The sequence below is a fragment of the Gottfriedia sp. ABJ_BB2_2 genome (assembly GCF_055484705.1).
This window is the reverse complement of sequence record NZ_JBVFKR010000001.1, coordinates 558,301-576,964: the sequence shown is the minus strand read 5'-3', so window position 1 is coordinate 576,964 and position 18,664 is coordinate 558,301. Positions and strand designations below refer to the sequence as shown.

Sequence of the window (18,664 nt, the reverse complement as noted above, 5' to 3'; positions counted from 1 at the left end):
TTAACTGTAAAGTATTCATAATATTTGTTAAAATCAAACTATGTGTTCATAACGGGGGTGAGGAAATGTCAGTCTTTAAAGATTTATTATGGTTTTTTAAACAAGAAAAAAGAAGCTATATCTGGGGTATATCTCTATTAATTATTGTAGCATTATTAGAGCTTTTACCTCCGAAGGTTATTGGTTATGTAATCGACGAAATGATAAAAAAATCACTTAGTGGCAAGACATTATTCTTCTGGGTAGGATTAATTTTCGTAAATGGATTACTACTTTATTTATTTCGATTTTTATGGAGAAGATTAATTTTTGGCTCTTCATTAAAATTAGCTAAACAACTTAGAGATAATTTATATCATCATTTTACTAGAATGTCGCCAACTTTTTATCAAAAAAATCGTATTGGAGATTTAATGGCTCATGCAACGAATGATGTTCAGGCCGTTCGTGAAACGGCAGGTGCTGGTATTTTAACTTTCGTTGACTCGATTATACTTGGTGGATCTGTGTTAATTATGATGGCAGTTTCAATTAGTTGGAAACTTACATTAATTAGCCTATTACCGTTACCAATCATGGCCATCTTAACGCAATACTATGGAAAGCTGTTGCATCAACGATTTCATTTAGCGCAAGAGGCTTTTTCAGAATTAAATAATAAAGTACAAGAAAGTATGAGTGGCTTAAAGGTAATAAGAAGCTTAGGTCAAGCTAAAGAAGATATTGGTGCTTTTAAAAATCAAGCAGACATAGTTGTTAAAAACAATATGAAGGTTGCAAGAATTGATGCTTTGTTTGATCCAACCATTATGCTTGTCGTTTCAATTTCATACTTAATTTCAATTGTTTATGGTTCAAGATTAGTCATTTCAGATGACATTACAATTGGACAATTAATCACTTTTGTTACATATTTGGGTATTTTAATTTGGCCAATGCTTGCAATAGGTTGGTTATTCAATATTGTTGAAAGAGGTCGCGCTTCTTATGATCGTATTCGCTCTTTACTAAGTATTGAAGCTGAAATTAAAGATTCTGACCAAGCATTACAAAAACTTGATATGGGCGAAATTCACTATTCAATTGATTCATTTACATATAATGAAGAATCCAATTTTAAGCTAAGTGATATCCATTTTCGTGTAAAAGAAGGTCAAACGATTGGAATTGTTGGAAAAACAGGTCAAGGTAAGACAACATTATTAAAATTATTATTAAGGGAATATGATGTCAACCAAGGAAGAATTTCTGTTGGGGATTTGAATATTAAAAATGTGAGTTTACATGCCTTAAGAGAGCATATTGGATATGTACCTCAAGAACATTTTTTATTTTCGAGTACGGTGAAAGAAAATATTGCTTTTAGTTTTACAAATGCAACGGATGAAGATGTTTATAAAGCTACAGAAATAGCAAATATTCACAATGATATATTAGATTTTCCAGAAGGTTATCAAACAGTGGTTGGAGAACGAGGTGTTTCACTTTCTGGTGGACAAAAACAAAGGATTTCAATTGCTCGATCATTAATTAAAAATCCAAACATTTTAATTTTAGATGATTGTTTATCAGCGGTTGATGCAAAAACAGAAGAGAAGATACTTCGTTCATTAAAAGATGAACGTGATGGCAAAACAACCTTTATTACTTCTCATCGCATGAGTGCTGTTATGCATAGTGATGTAATCATTGTATTAGATGAAGGTAAGATCATTCAGCGTGGTAAACATGAAGAATTAGTTCAAATTGATGGTTGGTATAAGGAAATGTTTGAAAGACAGCAATTGGAAGAACTTGTTTCGCAAGGAGGGAGATAAATGGAACAAGAGATTGATATTTCAAGACAAAAGAAAGACTTATTTCGGTTACTTTCATTTTTAAAAAAATATAAAGTTCTACTTTTCTTCGCATTTGTATTTCTATTCCTTGCAACTGCTTGTGAAATGTATGGGCCAATTTTAGTTAAAAGATTTTTAGACGATCATTTAATGAAACAATACTTTCCAAAAGATACAATTCTTATGCTGTTTTCAGTGTATGTAGTATTAATGATTGGAAAAATTATATTATCTTATCTTCAATTATTAATGTTTCAACAAATTGCGTTTAAAGTAGTTCAAGATATTCGAATGAAGGTTTATGAACATGTTCATTCGTTGGCATTTTCATTCTTTGATAAAACACCAATTGGAAGCATAGTATCTAGAATTACGAACGATACTGAAGCAATCAAGGATTTTTACGTAAGTGTTTTAGCAACATTTATTCAGCAAATTGTCTTTTTAGTGGGTATTATTATTGCGATGTATAGTTTAGATGTAAAACTTGCATCAATTTGTTTAGGTTTAGTGTTTATTGTTTATTTTGTAATCCTCACATACCGAAAGAAGAGTTTTCCGTTTTTTATGGAAACAAGAGGGCAATTAAGTAACTTAAATGCAAAACTGAATGAGCATTTGCAAGGGATGTCTATTATTCAAGCATTTAATCAACAAAAGCGACTTCAAAGTGAATTTGAACATGTTAATGAATCACATTACCAAGCCGGGGTTAAAACAATCCGATTAGATTCACTATTTTTAAGACCAGCAACTGATTTAATTTACACGATTGGTATAATGTTTGTACTAAGCTTTTTTGGGATTGCATCATTCAGTAATCCTGTTGAAATTGGAACTGTTTATGCATTTGTTAGTTATTTAGAAAGATTTTTTGAGCCAATTACGCAAATGATGATGAAGCTTTCGTTATTACAACAAGCAGTAGTTTCTTCTGCAAGGGTGTTTGATTTAATGGATGAAGAACAAAAAGCACCAGTTCAAGTAGGATCGAATTCGCCGAAAATAGTAGAAGGTAGCATTGATTTTAAAAATGTTTCTTTTGCATATGATGGTGTTCATAATGTCATTCATGATTTATCTTTTTCTGTTTTACCAGGGCAATCAGTTGCTTTTGTAGGGCACACTGGAAGTGGTAAGTCGACAATTATGAACTTATTATTACGCTTTTATGATGTGAAAGATGGGGAAATAAGCATTGATGATCAAAAGCTATCATCTTTTCAAGAAAGTGAATTGCGTTCAAAAATAGGATTAGTTTTACAAGATCCTTACTTATTTGTTGGGGACATTAAAGGAAATATTTCGATGTATAATGATGCTATTAGCGAAGTTGAGATGAAAGAAGCAGCTGAATTAGTTAGAGCAAATGAATTTATTGAAAAACTACCAAATGGTTATGATGAGGTAGTTGTGGAGCGTGGTTCAACCTTATCTAGTGGTCAGAGACAGTTAATTACTTTTGCTAGAACAATTGCCGCGAAACCAACTATTTTAATTCTTGATGAAGCAACAGCAAACATTGATAGTGAAACTGAAGAAGCGATCCAAACAGCATTAACAGCAATGAGAAAAGGAAGAACGACTGTCATTATTGCTCATCGTCTATCTACGATCCAAGATGTTGATTGTATTTATGTTCTTCATAAAGGTAGAATAGTAGAATCCGGGAACCATCAACAACTGCTTGCTAAACAAGGTTTATATTACAATATGTATTTATTGCAAAATAAAGGGTCACTACAACTAGCCGAGTAAAAGAAAATTTTTTAGATTACTTAGATTTATTTTCATTTAGAAGATGAAGATATGGAACGAATCAGTGAATTAAACAGTGATAGTCGTGCCGGATCTCATCTTGATACAATGAGTGTCGGCTTCTAATCAAAAAACCTTCCAACCATTTAACGGCTGGAAGGTTTTTTCTATCATGCATGATCCACACCATGTGGACCAATAGGCTCAAGTCACTCCCATGGAAAGAGATGTACGTGGAATGGAAATCAACATATTTTTACAGAGCCTATTTTTATATAAAATATAATTTCATAATGAGTACAGTTCCAATCGAACCAAAAACTACGAATATTATATGCAATCTAAGTATTGAAAGAATAATGGCAACAATACCGCCTATTAGACCAACACTCATATTTCCTTTTTCTACAGTTAAAATACCTGGGAAAATTAGTGCACCTAATGCTGCATATGGCACACCTTTTAGCCATGATGTAACCCAGTTTGGAAATTGAACTCGATCTACAATAAAAACAGGGAGTACTCTAGGAATCATAGTGACTAAACACATTCCAAGAACAAGAAGAAATACGATCATTTATTGTCTTCTCCTTTCATTAAAACGATTGCTAATAAACTCGCAATGACTGATGCTAAAATTAGTGACCAGCCCTGACTTAATAGTTTTGAAAATGAATAATTTAATAGCATACTTACAAATACAATCATACAAGCACGCCAATTTGTTCTAACTGCAGGCGTAAGTAATCCAATAAACATAGCATATAATGATATTCCCATGCTTTCACTAATTACTTTAGGAATAAGTGTAGAAAAAACAACTCCTAATAATGTCCCTGAAATCCATGTTACATAAGCAATTGTATGTAAGGTGATTAAGTAAATGGAAGATTGACTACCCGAATTTGTTTTATTACCGAGTGTTGTTACAGCAAAGTTTTCATCGGTTAATGTAATAGATAAATAGATTTTATGCCAAAAAGGTAAATTCTTAAATTGATTGTTAAAAGATAAGCTCATGACGAAGTTCCTAAAATTTAAAATCAGCGTTGCAATATAGATTTGAACTAGACTAACCCCAGCAATATACATTGACAATCCCATAAATTGACTTGCACCTGCATAGACAAGTGCACTAAAAGAAAGGGTGTTTAATATGTCAATCTCAGATTGTTTAGCAATTAATCCAAATGTAAATGCAACTGGTAAATAGCCTATAATTAAAGGAACAGCTGCTAAAAAGCCTTCTTTCATTTCTTTACTACGATTCATTTTTTCAGGTGTACTTTTTGTTTGCTGAAGTAATGTTGACATAAAAATCTCCTTTCATAGAGTTATGGAGTTGATTCATTAAATCCCTACAGTGAAAAGTCATGATGGATAAAAATCAGCGCCTGGTCTATTAAATTATATTTGAACTACTATTCGACAAATATTCTTTTCTTCCTTTTAAAGTATTTAAAATTAACATTATCATATGATTATACTATAATGTTCTTTAGAATGTTTAAATGAGAAAGGGAGTTTGTTAATGGGGGACTTAAATATTGGTATTGCATTTGGAGCAGGATTTCTTTCCTTTATATCTCCTTGCTGTTTACCAATTTATCCAGCGTTTTTATCATATATTACAGGGGTATCTTTAGGTGATTTAAAAAGTGAGAATAGAATACATAAAAGTAAAACGTTATTACATACATTATTCTTTCTATTAGGTTTCTCTATTATTTTTATCGTATTAGGATTTAGTACGTCATTCATTGGTTCGTTTTTTATGCGCTATCAAGATTTTATTCGCCAAATAGGGGCAATATTAATTGTATTTTTAGGACTGGTTGTTACGGGGATCTTTCAACCAAAGTTCTTAATGAATAACCGCCAATTTCAATTTTCCAAACGACCAAGTGGTTATTTAGGAACTATGTTAATTGGTTTGGCCTTTGCAGCAGGTTGGACACCATGTACAGGACCAATTTTAACATCTGTTTTTGCATTAGCTGTAAGTAATCCAAGCTCTAGTTTATTTTATATGCTGGCTTATACACTTGGGTTCTCTATTCCATTTTTTGTCCTTTCATTTTATTTAGGCTCATTAAATTGGATTAAAAAATATTCACACAAAATTGTCGTTTTCGGCGGCTACATTATGATTCTTATGGGGATTATGTTATATTTTGATTGGCTTACAAAAATTACAATTTATTTTACGAGATTTACAGGTGGATTTACTGGGTTTTAATCAATTGAAGTTGAATTGTAATCTGAAAATATATAGGTTATAGTTAAAGTATATTCTGATATTCTCTAATATAGGGGGCTTAGTAGTGGCAAGGATTTTAATCGTAGATGATTCTTTATTCATACGTACGAAAATTGGAGAAGTTGTTAAAAATGCAGGTTATGATGTAATTGGGTTTGCATCAAATGGGGAAGAAGCCGTCACATTTTATTCACAACTAAAACCAGACCTTATGTTACTCGACATCACGATGCCACTAAAAGATGGATTAACTGCACTAAAAGAAATTAAAGAACATCACCATGATGCAAAAATTATCATGTTATCTGCAATGACGCAGGATAATGTAGTAAATGAAGCCCTTCAATATGGTGCATTAGATTTTATTGAAAAGCCGGTACATGATTTACAAATCATAAATGCACTAGAGAGAATATTTAGTCTTCAAGATTGAAATAAAAAGGTAGTGAAGAAATGAGTAAGGATATGAGTATTATTGTAAGTACTGTCATTGCGACTGTTATGGCTTTAGGTGTAATTGTTGTCCGCTTAAAAGCTGCGAAGAAACCAACAAACTTAAAAAAAATAATTTTGCCACCATTTTTTATGAGTACTGGGGCACTGATGTATATCGTTCCACAGTTCAGATTAAATGGTTCTGAAATTCTTGAGGCAATTTGTATTGGTATGTTTTTTTCATTGTTCTTAATTAAAACGTCAAAGTTTGAAATTGTAGATAATGAAATTTATTTAAAAAGATCAAAATCATTTGTATTTATTTTACTTGGTTTACTAATTGTTCGTATAATAATGAAGCTTTATTTAAGTTCAAGTATCGATGTTGGTCAATTGAGTGGAATGTTTTTCCTGCTTGCTTTCTCTATGATTGTTCCATGGCGTTTAGCAATGTATAAATCTTATACAAAAATGAGAAGACAGCTTCCATCTAATACAATTATTACGTAAAAAAAGTGTACCATTAAGGTACACTTTTTATTTTGCTAGTAAATGTTGATACTCAGTAAAATCAATTTCTTTTTTCTTTAAGGTTTTTACTAAAAATGCATGATCCCTTTTAGGGGTTGCTTTAATATAACCTTCAATAATTAAACCTTGTGTAATTTGTGTTGCGTTAGTAATGATGGCTAATTCACCAATCTTACCAGCAATTTTGTCGCGAGCGACATCTCTAAATAATGAAGGAACTGGTTTTACAAGTTCTTCTAAAAGTTCCTTTTGTTCTGTTGACCATAAGTGTCTTGTTTTTTGTAAGTATTCATCTTGCCAATCTAAAATGGATTTGCCATCTTCTTTTGGAAGTCTTTTTAAAAACTTTCTGAACATGAAATATCCACCAATTGACATCATTCCTAATAAGAAAATTGTCCAAATGACAATCATAATTTGCGACCAAACCGAAAACATATGTATCCTCCTTGTTTCCATTAAACAATAAACATAACACTATTATAGTAAGAAAATGAGGGAACTATCAAGCAAGTACGAGTGATTTTGTCAAAAAATGACCAATTTTTTTAGGGTACTAGTTTCATTTTGGGGATTTGATACATATAGTAGAAAAAACAATTAAAAAAGTCGTAGAGGAGGCGAACGATTGTGGAACAGGCGAAATTCTCTTCTCACTTTACTTTTCTGAGTGTTTTATTCTATATGGCAGCATGTTCACTGCTACTAATCTTTCTGTACAAGTTGATCTCTTTACTAGTTGGATCAGGGAATGAGTACACGGGGTATTTACAGATGGGGGTAGTAATTGTTGTATTAATGATTACTGCATATCGCTTAATTAAAAGCGATATCGTAATCAATCAGGATGAAATAGTCATTCACAAAGGATTTGTATCTTTAAAAGTTAAAATTAAGGATATTACTGAAATTAAACAATTAGTTGAGGTTTATGGTAGAAATAAAGAATTAATTACGTTATTAATTCACATTAATGAATCAGTTCAGCCGATTTTACTAACGCTAGAAAATCCTAGAGGATTTATTAAAGAATTATTAAAGCATAGTTCGGAAATTAAATTTGATGAGGAATTAATTATTCTTGTAAATAAAAAAACTAAGTGAAAACGAAGGAAAAGCCAGGTTTCAAATTAGAAACTTGGCTTTTTAGAATCTGTTACTTGCTAACTTCTAGTTTATTTAATTCATTTTCTAAAAGCTTTTGATCGATATTTTCTCCAATACATACTAATCTTTTAGGGAGCTTCATTAATTCCTTTTCATATGTAACCAGTCCATTTGAATATTGGACATTATATAAAAATGGATCATCTTTAAATGATATATAGCCTTTCATACGAAATAAATTACTCGGTGCATTTCTTAGAAAGTCTTCAAAGCGTTGTTTATCATAAGGATTATTTTGTTCATGTGTGTAGGTTTTGATTTTTAATGATGAATTTACATCAAATTTTTCATGATTGATTGGTGTAGCTGAGAAGCTTAGCTTTGTTAAAAATTCATTAGCATTCCCATTTTCAATCATGATGTTTGGATTGATTGATTTTATTTCATTTAATACATTTTCTTTTTCTTTTGTAGATAAATTATGTAAACGATTGATAAATAATAAATTACTATATGAAATTTGTTGAATGAGTAAATATCTAATTGTAGGACTTAATTCATTTTTTGTTAACCAACGTGTTGCATCGATTGTAGATAAAACCCCTTTTATAAAAAGTGATTCTACAGTTTGAGCTGAGGTACACGCATCAATCACATCAATTGTATTTGCGACCCCGGTAGTTTCGATATAAATACAATCCAATTCATTATTTTGTACTAAAGATAAGAGTTGTATTTCAAGTTGATCTTTCATCGTACAACAAACACAGCCGTTTAATAGTTCTTTTAAGCGAACGTCCTCGGAAACTTCATGAGAGTCGATTGAAATTTTACCTATTTCATTCATCACAACTGCTATTTTACGATTATTTGCTAGCTCTGTTTGTAAGCATTGCTTAAGTAATGTTGTTTTACCACTCCCTAAAAAACCTGTTAATATAATGATTTCTGTTTTCTTCAAAAAAATATCTTCCTTTCGAGATAAATATGTCTAAATTATGTCTAAATAGTCGTTACATATATTTCTATTTCAAAGAGATAAATAGTTAGCTTCATCTACTTTATGATACAATAATATACATTACAAAAGTAGGGGGAGCTTAGTAGTAATGAAAAAAAAGAATAATAATCAAACATTCGCCATATCTGTTTTTGTTGGCATTATACTCTTACTAGGAGCATTGTTTTATGTCTCTAAAGTTCAAGATAAAAAAGCAGAAGAATCATATCCTACAATTTCCGGTGTGAATGATGTAAAAGTGGACGGGTTTAATACAAAAGACCAACCAACATTAGGAAATAAAAATGCAAAAATTGAAGTTGTAGAATTTGGTGATTATAAATGTCCAATTTGTGCAGACTGGACGAGAATCGTTTTTCCTGATATTAAATCGGAATATATCGATAAAGGGTTAATTTCTTTTTCCTTTATCAATTATCCTTTTATCGCTAAAGATTCAAATTTAGCGGCACTAGCTTCTGAAGTAGTTTATAGCTACGATAAAGATGCATTCTGGAAATTCCAAGAAGAGATTTATGCAAAGCAAGAGGATGAAACGAAAACTTGGGCAACAAAAGAGAAGTTAACTGAACTTGCAAAATCTGTTATGCCTGATTTAGATGAAGAGAAGTTTAAAAAAGATTTATATAAAAAAGAAGCAATGAATCAAGTATCTAGTGATGTTGCAATCGGTAATCACTTCGGTGTACAAGGTACACCAACTGTTTTTGTAAACGGGAAAGCAACTGCTGATCCAAGCCTAGAGTCAATTAAAGCTGCAATTGATGCAGAATTAAATAAATAATGTAAAAAAAGGTATGCGATTAACGCATACCTTTTTTTACAACTTTTTCTTTACGCGAGCATCAGCGGCTGCAGAACGTTCTTGTGCTTGAATATCATTTTGATCTGCTAACTCCTCTGAATATTCTACATCCAGACCATCTGGCTCAACATATCGGTTAAACTTATTGTTAATATTTTCTTTATTCTTCATTGTTAATGCCCTCCAAAAAATATAAATTTTAATTACATGTCATGATGACTATGTTTTTTCTGTCTCGTATGGTTTTGGTTCTTTACTTTATGAGAACCACTTAATGGTTTTGGTTGTCCACTTTCATTTTCAATTGCACTGTTTCGGCGTACCGATTTGTTTGCCATTATTGTCACCTACCTTCATTAATAGCTTTAGTTCTAATTGAAAAAATATGCTACTATGTAAAATTTACTAATTTTAAAATTGAAAGCGTTTTAATCAATTTTACTTATAATTTTCAATAACAAATTTCATATATATAAAATACATATAACAAAGGGGGAGAGTAGGTTTCTTATTATGAGCTTCACATTGCTTTTCATAACTGTAAACATGGAACGCAATATCATGAATTAAATGTAAAAATAGCGACAATCAATTATTTGAAGAAATATTGAATAGCCTATAATAATAGAATATTAGTTCAAAACTTTTGTTTGTCTGACTCTTTTTATGTATGAAACAAGTGATTTGACCAATACTAGTAGTAGTCAAAATGAAAGAGGAGACTGATTATGCAAGCTTTAACTATTTGTCTCATTTATTCCGGTATTATCGTACTCTATTTTTTGATTAGAAAACTTCAATATAATAAGAGGCAAAAAAATGTAGTTAATTTTTACCAATACTATAATCGAAAAAATAATGAAGTTAATAAGGATACAAAAGGAAATGGGGAGATTATATATCTAATTCCACCAAAATCGATGGATAAGAAAATATTCCCACGTCATAAAGATGACGCAGAGTAATTTTTTGTTTATTCTTGTGATAAAATAATAATGAAAACATAACAAGCAATCTCATTTAGTGAAATTGCTTGTTTTTTTATGTCTTATTGTCTTTTCTTCGTTTTTTTATTGTTTAATTTATAATCTGCTGAAAGTGGCTCTTGTGCAGTTTCTTCATTAAAACCAGCTGCTTTTCCTTGTTCGATTGAGGCAGACATACCACTACCAACATTATTCTTACGTCTCGACATCATAATCCCTCCTTTTACAAATATTAGTGTTACCTATTTTTAATCTAATACGCGAAATTTGTCATTGATAATTGGTCATAAGTTTTACTTATTAGAAATGATAAGTTACTTGTTATTTACTTATGATATACATTGTAATAAGATATTATTGTAAGGTATTGAAAAGTTTGGATATAAAATAAATTCAGACATTTTATGCTTAATAGGGGGAAGAAACATGGGGAAAAATGACGTTTTTCAATCACGTTCGACTTTTAATGCGAACGGCAAAACTTATCATTATTATCGCTTAAAAGCAATTGAGGAAGCTGGAGTTGCCAAAATTGGCAAGTTACCTTATTCAATTAAGGTATTATTAGAGTCAGTTCTTCGTCAAGTAGATGGCAGAGTAATTAAAAAAGAGCATGTTGAAAACTTAGCAAAATGGGGAACTAATGAATTACAAGATGTTGATGTTCCTTTCAAACCTTCACGAGTAATATTACAAGACTTTACTGGTGTTCCTGCTGTTGTAGACTTAGCTTCTTTAAGAAAAGCTATGGCAGATATGGGTGGAGACCCTGAAGTAATTAATCCTGAAATTCCAGTTGACCTTGTTATTGACCATTCGGTAATGGTAGATAAAGCTGGTACGATGGATTCACTAGATTTTAATATGGATTTAGAATTCTCACGTAACGAAGAGCGTTACCAATTCTTAAGCTGGGCTCAAAAAGCATTCAATAACTACCGTGCAGTGCCACCAGCAACAGGTATCGTTCACCAAGTAAACTTAGAGTATTTAGCAAATGTTGTTCATGCTCTTCAAAATGAAGATGGAGAAATGGTTGCATTCCCAGATACATTAGTAGGTACTGACTCTCATACAACTATGATCAATGGTATCGGTGTATTAGGTTGGGGTGTAGGTGGTATTGAAGCTGAAGCAGGGATGTTAGGTCAACCATCATATTTCCCAGTACCAGAAGTAATTGGTGTTAAATTAACTGGTTCTCTTCCAAGTGGTACTACTGCTACGGATGTAGCTTTAAAAGTTACTGAAGTTTTACGTAAAAAAGGTGTAGTAAATAAATTTGTTGAATTCTTTGGACCAGGTTTACAAAGCATGCCTTTAGCAGACCGTGCTACAATTGCAAATATGGCTCCTGAATATGGAGCAACATGTGGTTTCTTCCCAGTTGATGGTGAAGCATTAAACTACTTACGTTTAACAGGTCGTCCAGAAGAGCAAGTTGAATTAGTTGAAGCATACTGCAAAGCAAATGACTTATTCTATACTCCTGATTTAGAGGATCCAACTTTCACTTCATTAGTAGAAATTAATCTTTCTGAAATTGAAACAAATCTTTCTGGTCCAAAACGTCCACAAGATTTAATTCCACTTTCTGAAATGAAAAAAGCATTCCAAGAAGCAGTTTCTGCTCCAGTGGGTAATGCAGGTTTCGGTTTAACGAAAGATGCTTTAGATAAAGAAGTATCTGTTACATTCGATAATGGAACTGAAACAACATTTAAAACTGGTGCAGTAGCAATTGCAGCGATTACAAGCTGTACAAATACATCAAATCCTTACGTAATGTTAGGTGCTGGTTTAGTTGCGAAAAAAGCTGTAGAAAAAGGATTAACAGTTCCTGCTTATGTAAAAACTTCATTAGCTCCGGGTTCAAAAGTAGTTAGTGGGTATTTACAAGAGGCTGGCTTAATTCCTTTCATGAACCAATTAGGATTTAACATTGTTGGTTATGGTTGTACTACATGTATCGGTAACTCTGGTCCATTAGCTCCAGAAATGGAAGCAGCGATTGCTGACAACGATATGTTAGTAACATCAGTTCTTTCAGGTAACCGTAACTTTGAAGGACGTATTCATCCTCAAGTTAAAGGTAACTACTTAGCTTCACCACCATTAGTAGTTGCTTACGCATTAGCTGGAAATGTAAATATTGACTTCTCTGTTGAGCCAATCGGACAAGATCAAGATGGAAATGATGTATTCTTAAAAGATATCTGGCCAACATCTGCTGAAGTTCAAGAAGTTGTAGCTTCAACTGTTACTCCTGAATTATTCAAGAAAGAATATGAAAGAGTATTTGAAGATAACAAACGTTGGAACGAAATTCAAACAACAGATGATTCTCTATACAAATGGGATTCTGAATCAACTTATATTGCAAATCCACCATTCTTTGAAGGATTATCAAAAGAACCAGGTGTAGTTAAACCATTAGCTGGATTAAAAATTATTGGTAAATTTGGTGATTCAGTTACAACTGACCATATTTCACCAGCTGGATCAATTGGTAAAACAACTCCTGCAGGTCTTTACCTACAAAGCAAGGGTGTAAATCCAATTGACTTTAACTCATATGGTTCACGTCGTGGTAACCATGATGTAATGATGCGTGGTACATTCGCAAATATCCGTATCCGTAATCAAATTGCACCAGGTACAGAAGGTGGATACACAACTTACTGGCCAACTAATGAAGTGATGTCAATTTATGATGCAGCAATGCGTTATAAAGAAGATGGAACTGGTTTAATGATTTTAGCAGGAAATGATTATGGTATGGGAAGTTCACGTGACTGGGCAGCAAAAGGAACAAACTTATTAGGAATTAAAACTGTTCTAGCTGAAAGCTTTGAGCGTATCCACCGTAGTAATCTTGTATTAATGGGTGTTTTACCTCTTCAATTTAAAGATGGCGAAAATGCTGCAACTTACGAATTAACTGGAAAAGAATTATTTGCAGTTAACGTAGATGAAAATGTTAAGCCTCGTGATCTTGTAAAAGTAACAGCTACAAGAGAAGATGGAACAACTGTAGAATTTGATGTAGTAGCTCGCTTCGATAGTGAAGTTGAAATTGACTACTACCGTCATGGTGGTATTCTTCAAATGGTACTACGTGACAAATTAAATGGTTCTAAAGTAGCTCACTAATCATCACCGTAAAAAGCACAGTCTAAATGACTGTGCTTTTTTGTATGATTATCATGATAAATGGCAGGATAACGGAATGAAACTGCTTTTTGAAATTTGTTTTTTCAATAATTTATGGTTAAATAGAGTTAGTTCATTAAAAGGGTGATTATAATCATGAAAAAAATCATACCATTACTTCTATTGGTGATAGCTTTAGGATATTCAATTTTCCAGTTAACTGAAAAAAAGCAAGAAGAGAAGAAAGTAAGTAAAAATGATTCTTATATTGCATCAATTCAAAAGATGGGTGTTCAAGTTGGGCAACAGGCACCAGATATTGAGCTTATGACATTGGATCAAAAGAAAGTGAAACTATCTTCGTATAAAGGGAAAAAGGTCATTTTAAATTATTGGGCAACTTGGTGTCCGCCATGTCAGGATGAAATTCCAGTTCTTGAAAAGTTTTATCAGAAAAATAAAAATGATATTGTTATTTTAGGAGTAGCTGATTTTATTGGTGAAAAAAAGGATCTTAACTTTGTAAACAACTTCGTTAAAAAAAATAATATGCATTATCAAATATTACTTGATGAAACAGGCGATAATTTTCGAAAATACGGTGTTATTTCAATACCAACTACATTTTTTATCAATCCAAATGGTGAAGTAATTTATAAGCAAATTGGTCCGTTAACTGAAAAACAATTAAATCAATTTCTAAAATAACAAAATTCAATTGACTAAAATGTAAGAAAACTCTTTTTTTTGGCAATACTATCTAAAAAGAAGAGGTGATTAATTTGCGTAAGAAAAGACATAAATCGTTTCAAGAATTAATTTTAGAAAATAAAAACTCTCTGTTAAATGATCAAGAAGCATTAAATAAAATATATGACAGACTTGAAGAACGCCTTGAAAGAAAGGCCAAAGCAGAGTAATGAAATAGAGTACTTAAAAGTAGAGAAGGGGGACCTTCTCTTTTTTATTTTCTGTCTTCACATCTATTTCATTTTTCTAATTTTTATTACGATGATTTTTTGTTTGTAAGTACATATTTAGAGTAAGAAAACTCATACTATCGCTAGGAGGCGATTATAATGGGAAATCCTAAAAAACATCCTCAAGACTTTGTTCCGAATCATATCGGAACACAAAAAAAAGCTGCAGGTGGAAATAAAGGAAAGCAAATGCAGTACAAAGACCCTACTGGGAAACAACCTATTGTTGATAACGGCTAATTTAAAAAATAGAAAATAATTGGAGGGATTTTATCATGGAATTTAAACCGAATCCAGATGATCGTAGTGATAACGCAAACAAAATCCAAAATGCAATTAACAACACAAGAGAAAATATGAAAGAAGCAGAAGCTTCAATGAAATTTGGAAATGAACAAGATCGTCAAAATGTGTTAGCCAAAAATGAACGTCGTGAGGAAGCATTAGCTGCCCTGCAAAGTGAATTAAAGGACGAGCAAGCATTTAATGACGCGAATGATTAATTAAAAAATGCTAGGTATTATGAGTATGTCTCATTGATACCTAGCATTTATTTATCCTCTTTTGACAATATTAAAATTTGCTTGAAGTAATTCCCAATTTTGAATGAATGGAAGGCCAAGTTTCCAATAAGAAATTCCTCTAATATTTTCTTCTTTTATTAAATTAAATTTGGCTTGTATTGATCTAGCATCCTCAAACCATACTTCATGTCTTTGACCATTTGACTCTGTATAGCGGAAATAAGGAGCTCTTGCTTTTGTATCATAAAATATCTCGTTTGTCATTTGAATGGCTAGATTCGTTGCTCCTTCTGCACTAAGGGCTTTCGCCATAGTTCCTTGTTTAAATGGAACTTTCCAATCAAATCCATATAAATTTTGTCCCATCATTATTTTTGCAGGGTTAATGACTGTTTTTGCATAATTAATAACCTTACGGACTTGATCAATCGGAGAAACCGCCATTGGTGGTCCGCCTTGCCAGCCCCAGTCATATGTCATGATGACGACAAAATCGACAACTTTTCCTATTCCAGCATAATCATGAGCTTCATAATATCTACCTTTTTGATTTGAACTCGTTTTAGGAACTAAGGTTGCACTCAGTATTATCCCCTGAGGTAGTCTTGATTTTAATTTTGATAAAAAATTAATGTAAGCCACTCGATCTGTTGCAGCTACATCTTCAAAGTCAACATTAACATCTCTAAAGCCGTATTTATTACTTGTAGCAATAATGTTATTAATTAGAGTATCTTGAACTGCCTGACTTTGTAATATGTCTGTTGCAAGGCTTGTAGAAAAGTTTCCTGCTTCTAAATTAGAAACAACCATCATATAAATATTTCGGTTTTCTTTCACGATTTGAGGGATGTTACCAATTGGCGGTTCAGTTAAAGTCCCATCTCGTTTCGCATCAAAACTAAAATGCGCTAAGTATGTTAAAAATTTACCTTCATTCCGAGCAGCTTCTTCTAAAGCAGGTCTAATTGGATTAGATGTAGGTTGTAAATAGCCAATTGATTCAACATTTCTCTTTTTTCTAGGGGGTAAGTTTAATTTTTGTCCAACATGTAAGGTTGCATACGGACTGATGCCACTATACGTTGCAATTTGATTACCTCTCACACCATACGTTAAGCCAAGCTCATATAAATTATCTCCAGGTTGAACAAAATATTCATTCCCAGTAGTAGGTACAATTAGCGCTTGACCTTTAATTATTTTATAAGGGGCTGTTAAGGCATTCGAATTAATTAGTGCTTGCCTTTCAACACCATAAAAATCGGCAATACTCATAACAGTCTCGCCGCTTTTAACGACATGAATTTGCATTTCGTCTATCTCCTTTCACAGGAATGATGGATTACGCTATTAAAAATTATATGCCGGTTTTATTGAATTAGAAGAGGGGGACAAAAAAACAAGGTTAAGGGATGAAGTAAAAAGAAAAACCTGGCCAATTGACCAGGTTTTTAACGAGCTTATTTTTTCGTTTCGTTATTTTCATTTTGTGGAAGTGGGAACTGAATAATATTTGAATCACTACCAGAAACAGTAGGAAGCTTACCATCCCATTTTTCTGCTTTCTTATATTCGATTAATTCTTTTGTAAGTGATTGTTGAAGGACTTTATTTGATTTTGCTTGACCTTGGGCACGAATAAGCTGGGAATCAGCGTCTGCTTGCGCTTCTACTTTCTTCTTTTGAGCTTCTATTTTTGCAGTTTCTAATTCGATTTTCATACGATCGTTTACCTGTGCTGCTTGAACACGTGCATCAATTGCTTCCTGTGTTTTTTCATCTGGTTTTGGTGTACCTAATGTCAGATTCTCTACAAAGAAGCCAAGGACCTTTACATCGTCCTTATATAGCGTTTCAATATCTGCAGATGCATTACTTGATTTCTCACCATATAACTGTAGAACAGTATATTTAGAAACTGCAATTCGAGCGGCATCCTGAAGTCTTTTCTTTAAATATGTATCTTCTATTTCTTCAATCGCAATTGGTCCAAATTCATTAAACATTGATACAACCTTCGATGGATCAATTTTATATGTATAGGATAAGTCCATTTCAATACGTTTTCCATCAGAAGTAGCTAGTGCAACATCTTTATATTCAACTGTACGTAAACGAATCGGGTATTCAGTGACCTTATCGAATAATCCTACAAAATTCCATCCTTGTGATAATGTATTTTTTTGTATCCCTCCATTAGGAGAATAAACGACCCCTACATAACCAGGTGTTATTTTTTCAATAAATAAAGCAGGTATTGCAACTGCAGAAAGAAGTGCAATTCCAGCGATAATCCCACCTATTACTTTTCTCGTGAAGAATGACTTTTTTTGCTCTACTGGTTGAACATTCATTCTTTTTTTTCCTCCTTGTCCTTTAATATGTTTTTAACTTTTACTGACTTTTCTCCTATTTTTTGAAAAGTAGGAGATAGGATGAGCCATATACCTAATAAAAAAAGAAGGATGATCAAGACTGAACCAATTATAACTTTCAAGAATGAAACCTCCTTTACCGTTAGTTATATTATATCACCTACGGTTTACACGAGGTTTAAAAATAGAACAAAAATGTATTTTTTGGTAAAGTATTCTATAGAAGAATATGAGGTGAGTATGGTGTTAATTTCGGAAAAAAAGGTTGAAGTTAGATATGCAGAAACAGATGCAATGGGTGTCGTTTATCACGCAAATTATTTAGTATGGTTTGAAATTGGACGTACTGCCCTAATAAAAGAACTAGGATTTAATTATGCGGACATGGAAGCACAAGGGGTGATTTCTCCTGTAATTGATTTGAATGTATCGTATAAAAAAAGTTTACGCTATGGTCAAAGTCCGACGATTAAAACAAAAATCAAATCATTAAGTCCACTCAAAGTTATATATGACTATGAGATTTTAAATGAAGAAGGCGAAATTTGTTGTATCGGAAGCTCTACACATGTTTTAGTAGCAAAGGATACATTCAGACCAATCAAATTTAAAAAATCCTTCCCTGACTGGTATGAAGCATACGAAAAGGCGATGGTATAAACTAAAAAAGGTAGAAGGGTTTTTCCTTCTGCCTTTTTTAGTTTGATGAGAAAGCAAAAAAAGATGATCAGACTGCAAGATAACGCTTGTCTTTCAAGGCGTAAAGCCTGATGAGGAGCTTAGTTACCTTAGACGGTAATGAGCACCACAGACTGGCGAAACAACGAAGAAAGCGAGCGTTTGTCAGGTAGTCTCAAGGTAGGAGGTTTTTTCCTTCTACCTTTTATT

Annotated in this window: 23 protein-coding genes; 14 read left to right on the top strand and 9 right to left on the bottom strand. The window is 32.4% G+C overall.

The annotated features are described in order from the left end of the window. Positions 1-65: 65 nt before the first annotated feature. Both ACX6U0_RS03050 and ACX6U0_RS03045 read left to right on the top strand, forming a co-directional pair. Positions 66-1,817, top strand: coding sequence for an ABC transporter transmembrane domain-containing protein (locus ACX6U0_RS03050; RefSeq protein WP_464958530.1), 1,752 nt, complete (start codon positions 66-68; stop codon positions 1,815-1,817). Beyond that, positions 1,818-3,596: an ABC transporter ATP-binding protein gene (locus ACX6U0_RS03045; protein ID WP_464958529.1), complete on the top strand. Its 1,779-nt coding sequence runs from the start codon at positions 1,818-1,820 to the stop codon at positions 3,594-3,596. 271 nt (positions 3,597-3,867) lie between these two features. On the opposite strand, the gene ACX6U0_RS03040 is transcribed toward ACX6U0_RS03045, so the two are convergent. Together ACX6U0_RS03040 and ACX6U0_RS03035 are read right to left on the bottom strand one after the other, a co-directional pair. Further along, complete coding sequence (locus ACX6U0_RS03040) at positions 3,868-4,173, bottom strand: AzlD domain-containing protein (RefSeq protein ID WP_464958528.1); 306 nt, start codon at positions 4,171-4,173, stop codon at positions 3,868-3,870. Continuing rightward, on the bottom strand, positions 4,170-4,910 hold the full coding sequence (locus ACX6U0_RS03035) for an AzlC family ABC transporter permease (RefSeq protein WP_464958527.1): 741 nt from the start codon (positions 4,908-4,910) through the stop codon (positions 4,170-4,172). The genes ACX6U0_RS03040 and ACX6U0_RS03035 overlap by 4 nt, the downstream gene beginning before the upstream one ends. Positions 4,911-5,127: 217 nt before the next feature. Here ACX6U0_RS03035 and ACX6U0_RS03030 point away from each other — a divergent pair, with 217 nt between their 5' ends. The 3 genes from ACX6U0_RS03030 to ACX6U0_RS03020 all read left to right on the top strand — a co-directional run bounded on the left by ACX6U0_RS03030 (position 5,128) and on the right by ACX6U0_RS03020 (position 6,801). After that, positions 5,128-5,835 (top strand): cytochrome c biogenesis CcdA family protein, encoded by a 708-nt coding sequence (locus ACX6U0_RS03030; protein ID WP_087998283.1) that lies wholly within the window; start codon positions 5,128-5,130, stop codon positions 5,833-5,835. A gap of 85 nt (positions 5,836-5,920) precedes the next feature. Continuing rightward, positions 5,921-6,289, top strand: a complete 369-nt coding sequence (locus ACX6U0_RS03025; protein WP_464958526.1) for a response regulator — start codon at positions 5,921-5,923, stop codon at positions 6,287-6,289. A gap of 32 nt (positions 6,290-6,321) precedes the next feature. Next, positions 6,322-6,801 carry a CcdC family protein gene (locus ACX6U0_RS03020; protein WP_464958865.1) on the top strand — a complete coding sequence of 160 codons (480 nt, stop codon included), beginning with the start codon at positions 6,322-6,324 and terminating at the stop codon, positions 6,799-6,801. A 27-nt stretch (positions 6,802-6,828) separates the two neighbouring features. On the opposite strand, the gene ACX6U0_RS03015 is transcribed toward ACX6U0_RS03020, so the two are convergent. Continuing rightward, on the bottom strand, positions 6,829-7,260 hold the full coding sequence (locus ACX6U0_RS03015) for a DUF2621 family protein (protein ID WP_464958525.1): 432 nt from the start codon (positions 7,258-7,260) through the stop codon (positions 6,829-6,831). A gap of 336 nt (positions 7,261-7,596) precedes the next feature. Between ACX6U0_RS03015 and ACX6U0_RS03010 the strand changes: the two genes are divergently transcribed. Further along, the gene (locus tag ACX6U0_RS03010) at positions 7,597-7,926 is read left to right on the top strand and encodes a hypothetical protein (protein ID WP_464958524.1); all 330 of its coding nucleotides are present in this window, start codon (positions 7,597-7,599) and stop codon (positions 7,924-7,926) included. Between the two features lie 52 nt (positions 7,927-7,978). Here ACX6U0_RS03010 and ACX6U0_RS03005 read toward each other — a convergent pair whose 3' ends face one another. Further along, positions 7,979-8,890, bottom strand: a complete 912-nt coding sequence (locus ACX6U0_RS03005) for a CobW family GTP-binding protein (protein WP_464958523.1) — start codon at positions 8,888-8,890, stop codon at positions 7,979-7,981. Positions 8,891-9,038: 148 nt separating this feature from the next. On the opposite strand from ACX6U0_RS03005, the gene ACX6U0_RS03000 reads away from it, so the two are divergent. Next, the gene (locus tag ACX6U0_RS03000; protein ID WP_464958522.1) at positions 9,039-9,734 is read left to right on the top strand and encodes a DsbA family protein; all 696 of its coding nucleotides are present in this window, start codon (positions 9,039-9,041) and stop codon (positions 9,732-9,734) included. A 36-nt stretch (positions 9,735-9,770) separates the two neighbouring features. Here ACX6U0_RS03000 and ACX6U0_RS02995 read toward each other — a convergent pair whose 3' ends face one another. Further along, complete coding sequence (locus ACX6U0_RS02995) at positions 9,771-9,926, bottom strand: YfhD family protein (RefSeq protein WP_087998277.1); 156 nt, start codon at positions 9,924-9,926, stop codon at positions 9,771-9,773. A gap of 32 nt (positions 9,927-9,958) precedes the next feature. Continuing rightward, positions 9,959-10,093, bottom strand: a complete 135-nt coding sequence (locus ACX6U0_RS02990) for a small acid-soluble spore protein P (protein ID WP_087998276.1) — start codon at positions 10,091-10,093, stop codon at positions 9,959-9,961. A 390-nt stretch (positions 10,094-10,483) separates the two neighbouring features. Here ACX6U0_RS02990 and ACX6U0_RS02985 point away from each other — a divergent pair, with 390 nt between their 5' ends. Further along, positions 10,484-10,720, top strand: coding sequence for a hypothetical protein (locus ACX6U0_RS02985; protein ID WP_464958521.1), 237 nt, complete (start codon positions 10,484-10,486; stop codon positions 10,718-10,720). A gap of 83 nt (positions 10,721-10,803) precedes the next feature. Here the strand turns inward: ACX6U0_RS02985 and sspO are convergent, their stop codons facing one another. Then, complete coding sequence (gene sspO / locus ACX6U0_RS02980) at positions 10,804-10,950, bottom strand: small acid-soluble spore protein O (RefSeq protein WP_107900008.1); 147 nt, start codon at positions 10,948-10,950, stop codon at positions 10,804-10,806. Positions 10,951-11,167: 217 nt separating this feature from the next. Between sspO and acnA the strand changes: the two genes are divergently transcribed. The 5 genes from acnA to tlp all read left to right on the top strand — a co-directional run bounded on the left by acnA (position 11,168) and on the right by tlp (position 15,377). Next, entirely contained in the window at positions 11,168-13,894 is a 2,727-nt protein-coding gene (acnA, locus tag ACX6U0_RS02975; protein ID WP_464958520.1) for an aconitate hydratase AcnA, read from the top strand. A 156-nt stretch (positions 13,895-14,050) separates the two neighbouring features. Next, complete coding sequence (locus ACX6U0_RS02970; RefSeq protein ID WP_464958519.1) at positions 14,051-14,602, top strand: TlpA family protein disulfide reductase; 552 nt, start codon at positions 14,051-14,053, stop codon at positions 14,600-14,602. Positions 14,603-14,676: 74 nt separating this feature from the next. Next, entirely contained in the window at positions 14,677-14,814 is a 138-nt protein-coding gene (locus tag ACX6U0_RS02965; RefSeq protein WP_087998271.1) for an FbpB family small basic protein, read from the top strand. A gap of 159 nt (positions 14,815-14,973) precedes the next feature. Then, positions 14,974-15,114 (top strand): acid-soluble spore protein N, encoded by a 141-nt coding sequence (locus ACX6U0_RS02960; protein ID WP_464958518.1) that lies wholly within the window; start codon positions 14,974-14,976, stop codon positions 15,112-15,114. A 35-nt stretch (positions 15,115-15,149) separates the two neighbouring features. After that, positions 15,150-15,377, top strand: coding sequence for a small acid-soluble spore protein Tlp (tlp, locus tag ACX6U0_RS02955; RefSeq protein WP_464958517.1), 228 nt, complete (start codon positions 15,150-15,152; stop codon positions 15,375-15,377). A gap of 51 nt (positions 15,378-15,428) precedes the next feature. Here tlp and ACX6U0_RS02950 read toward each other — a convergent pair whose 3' ends face one another. Together ACX6U0_RS02950 and ACX6U0_RS02945 are read right to left on the bottom strand one after the other, a co-directional pair. Then, a complete protein-coding gene (locus ACX6U0_RS02950; protein WP_464958516.1) occupies positions 15,429-16,712 on the bottom strand; it encodes a glycosyl hydrolase family 18 protein in 1,284 nt (427 codons plus the stop codon). Between the two features lie 149 nt (positions 16,713-16,861). After that, entirely contained in the window at positions 16,862-17,755 is an 894-nt protein-coding gene (locus ACX6U0_RS02945; RefSeq protein ID WP_464958515.1) for a prohibitin family protein, read from the bottom strand. Between the two features lie 261 nt (positions 17,756-18,016). Here ACX6U0_RS02945 and ACX6U0_RS02940 point away from each other — a divergent pair, with 261 nt between their 5' ends. Continuing rightward, the gene (locus ACX6U0_RS02940) at positions 18,017-18,436 is read left to right on the top strand and encodes an acyl-CoA thioesterase (protein WP_464958864.1); all 420 of its coding nucleotides are present in this window, start codon (positions 18,017-18,019) and stop codon (positions 18,434-18,436) included. The last annotated feature ends 228 nt before the right edge of the window (positions 18,437-18,664 follow it).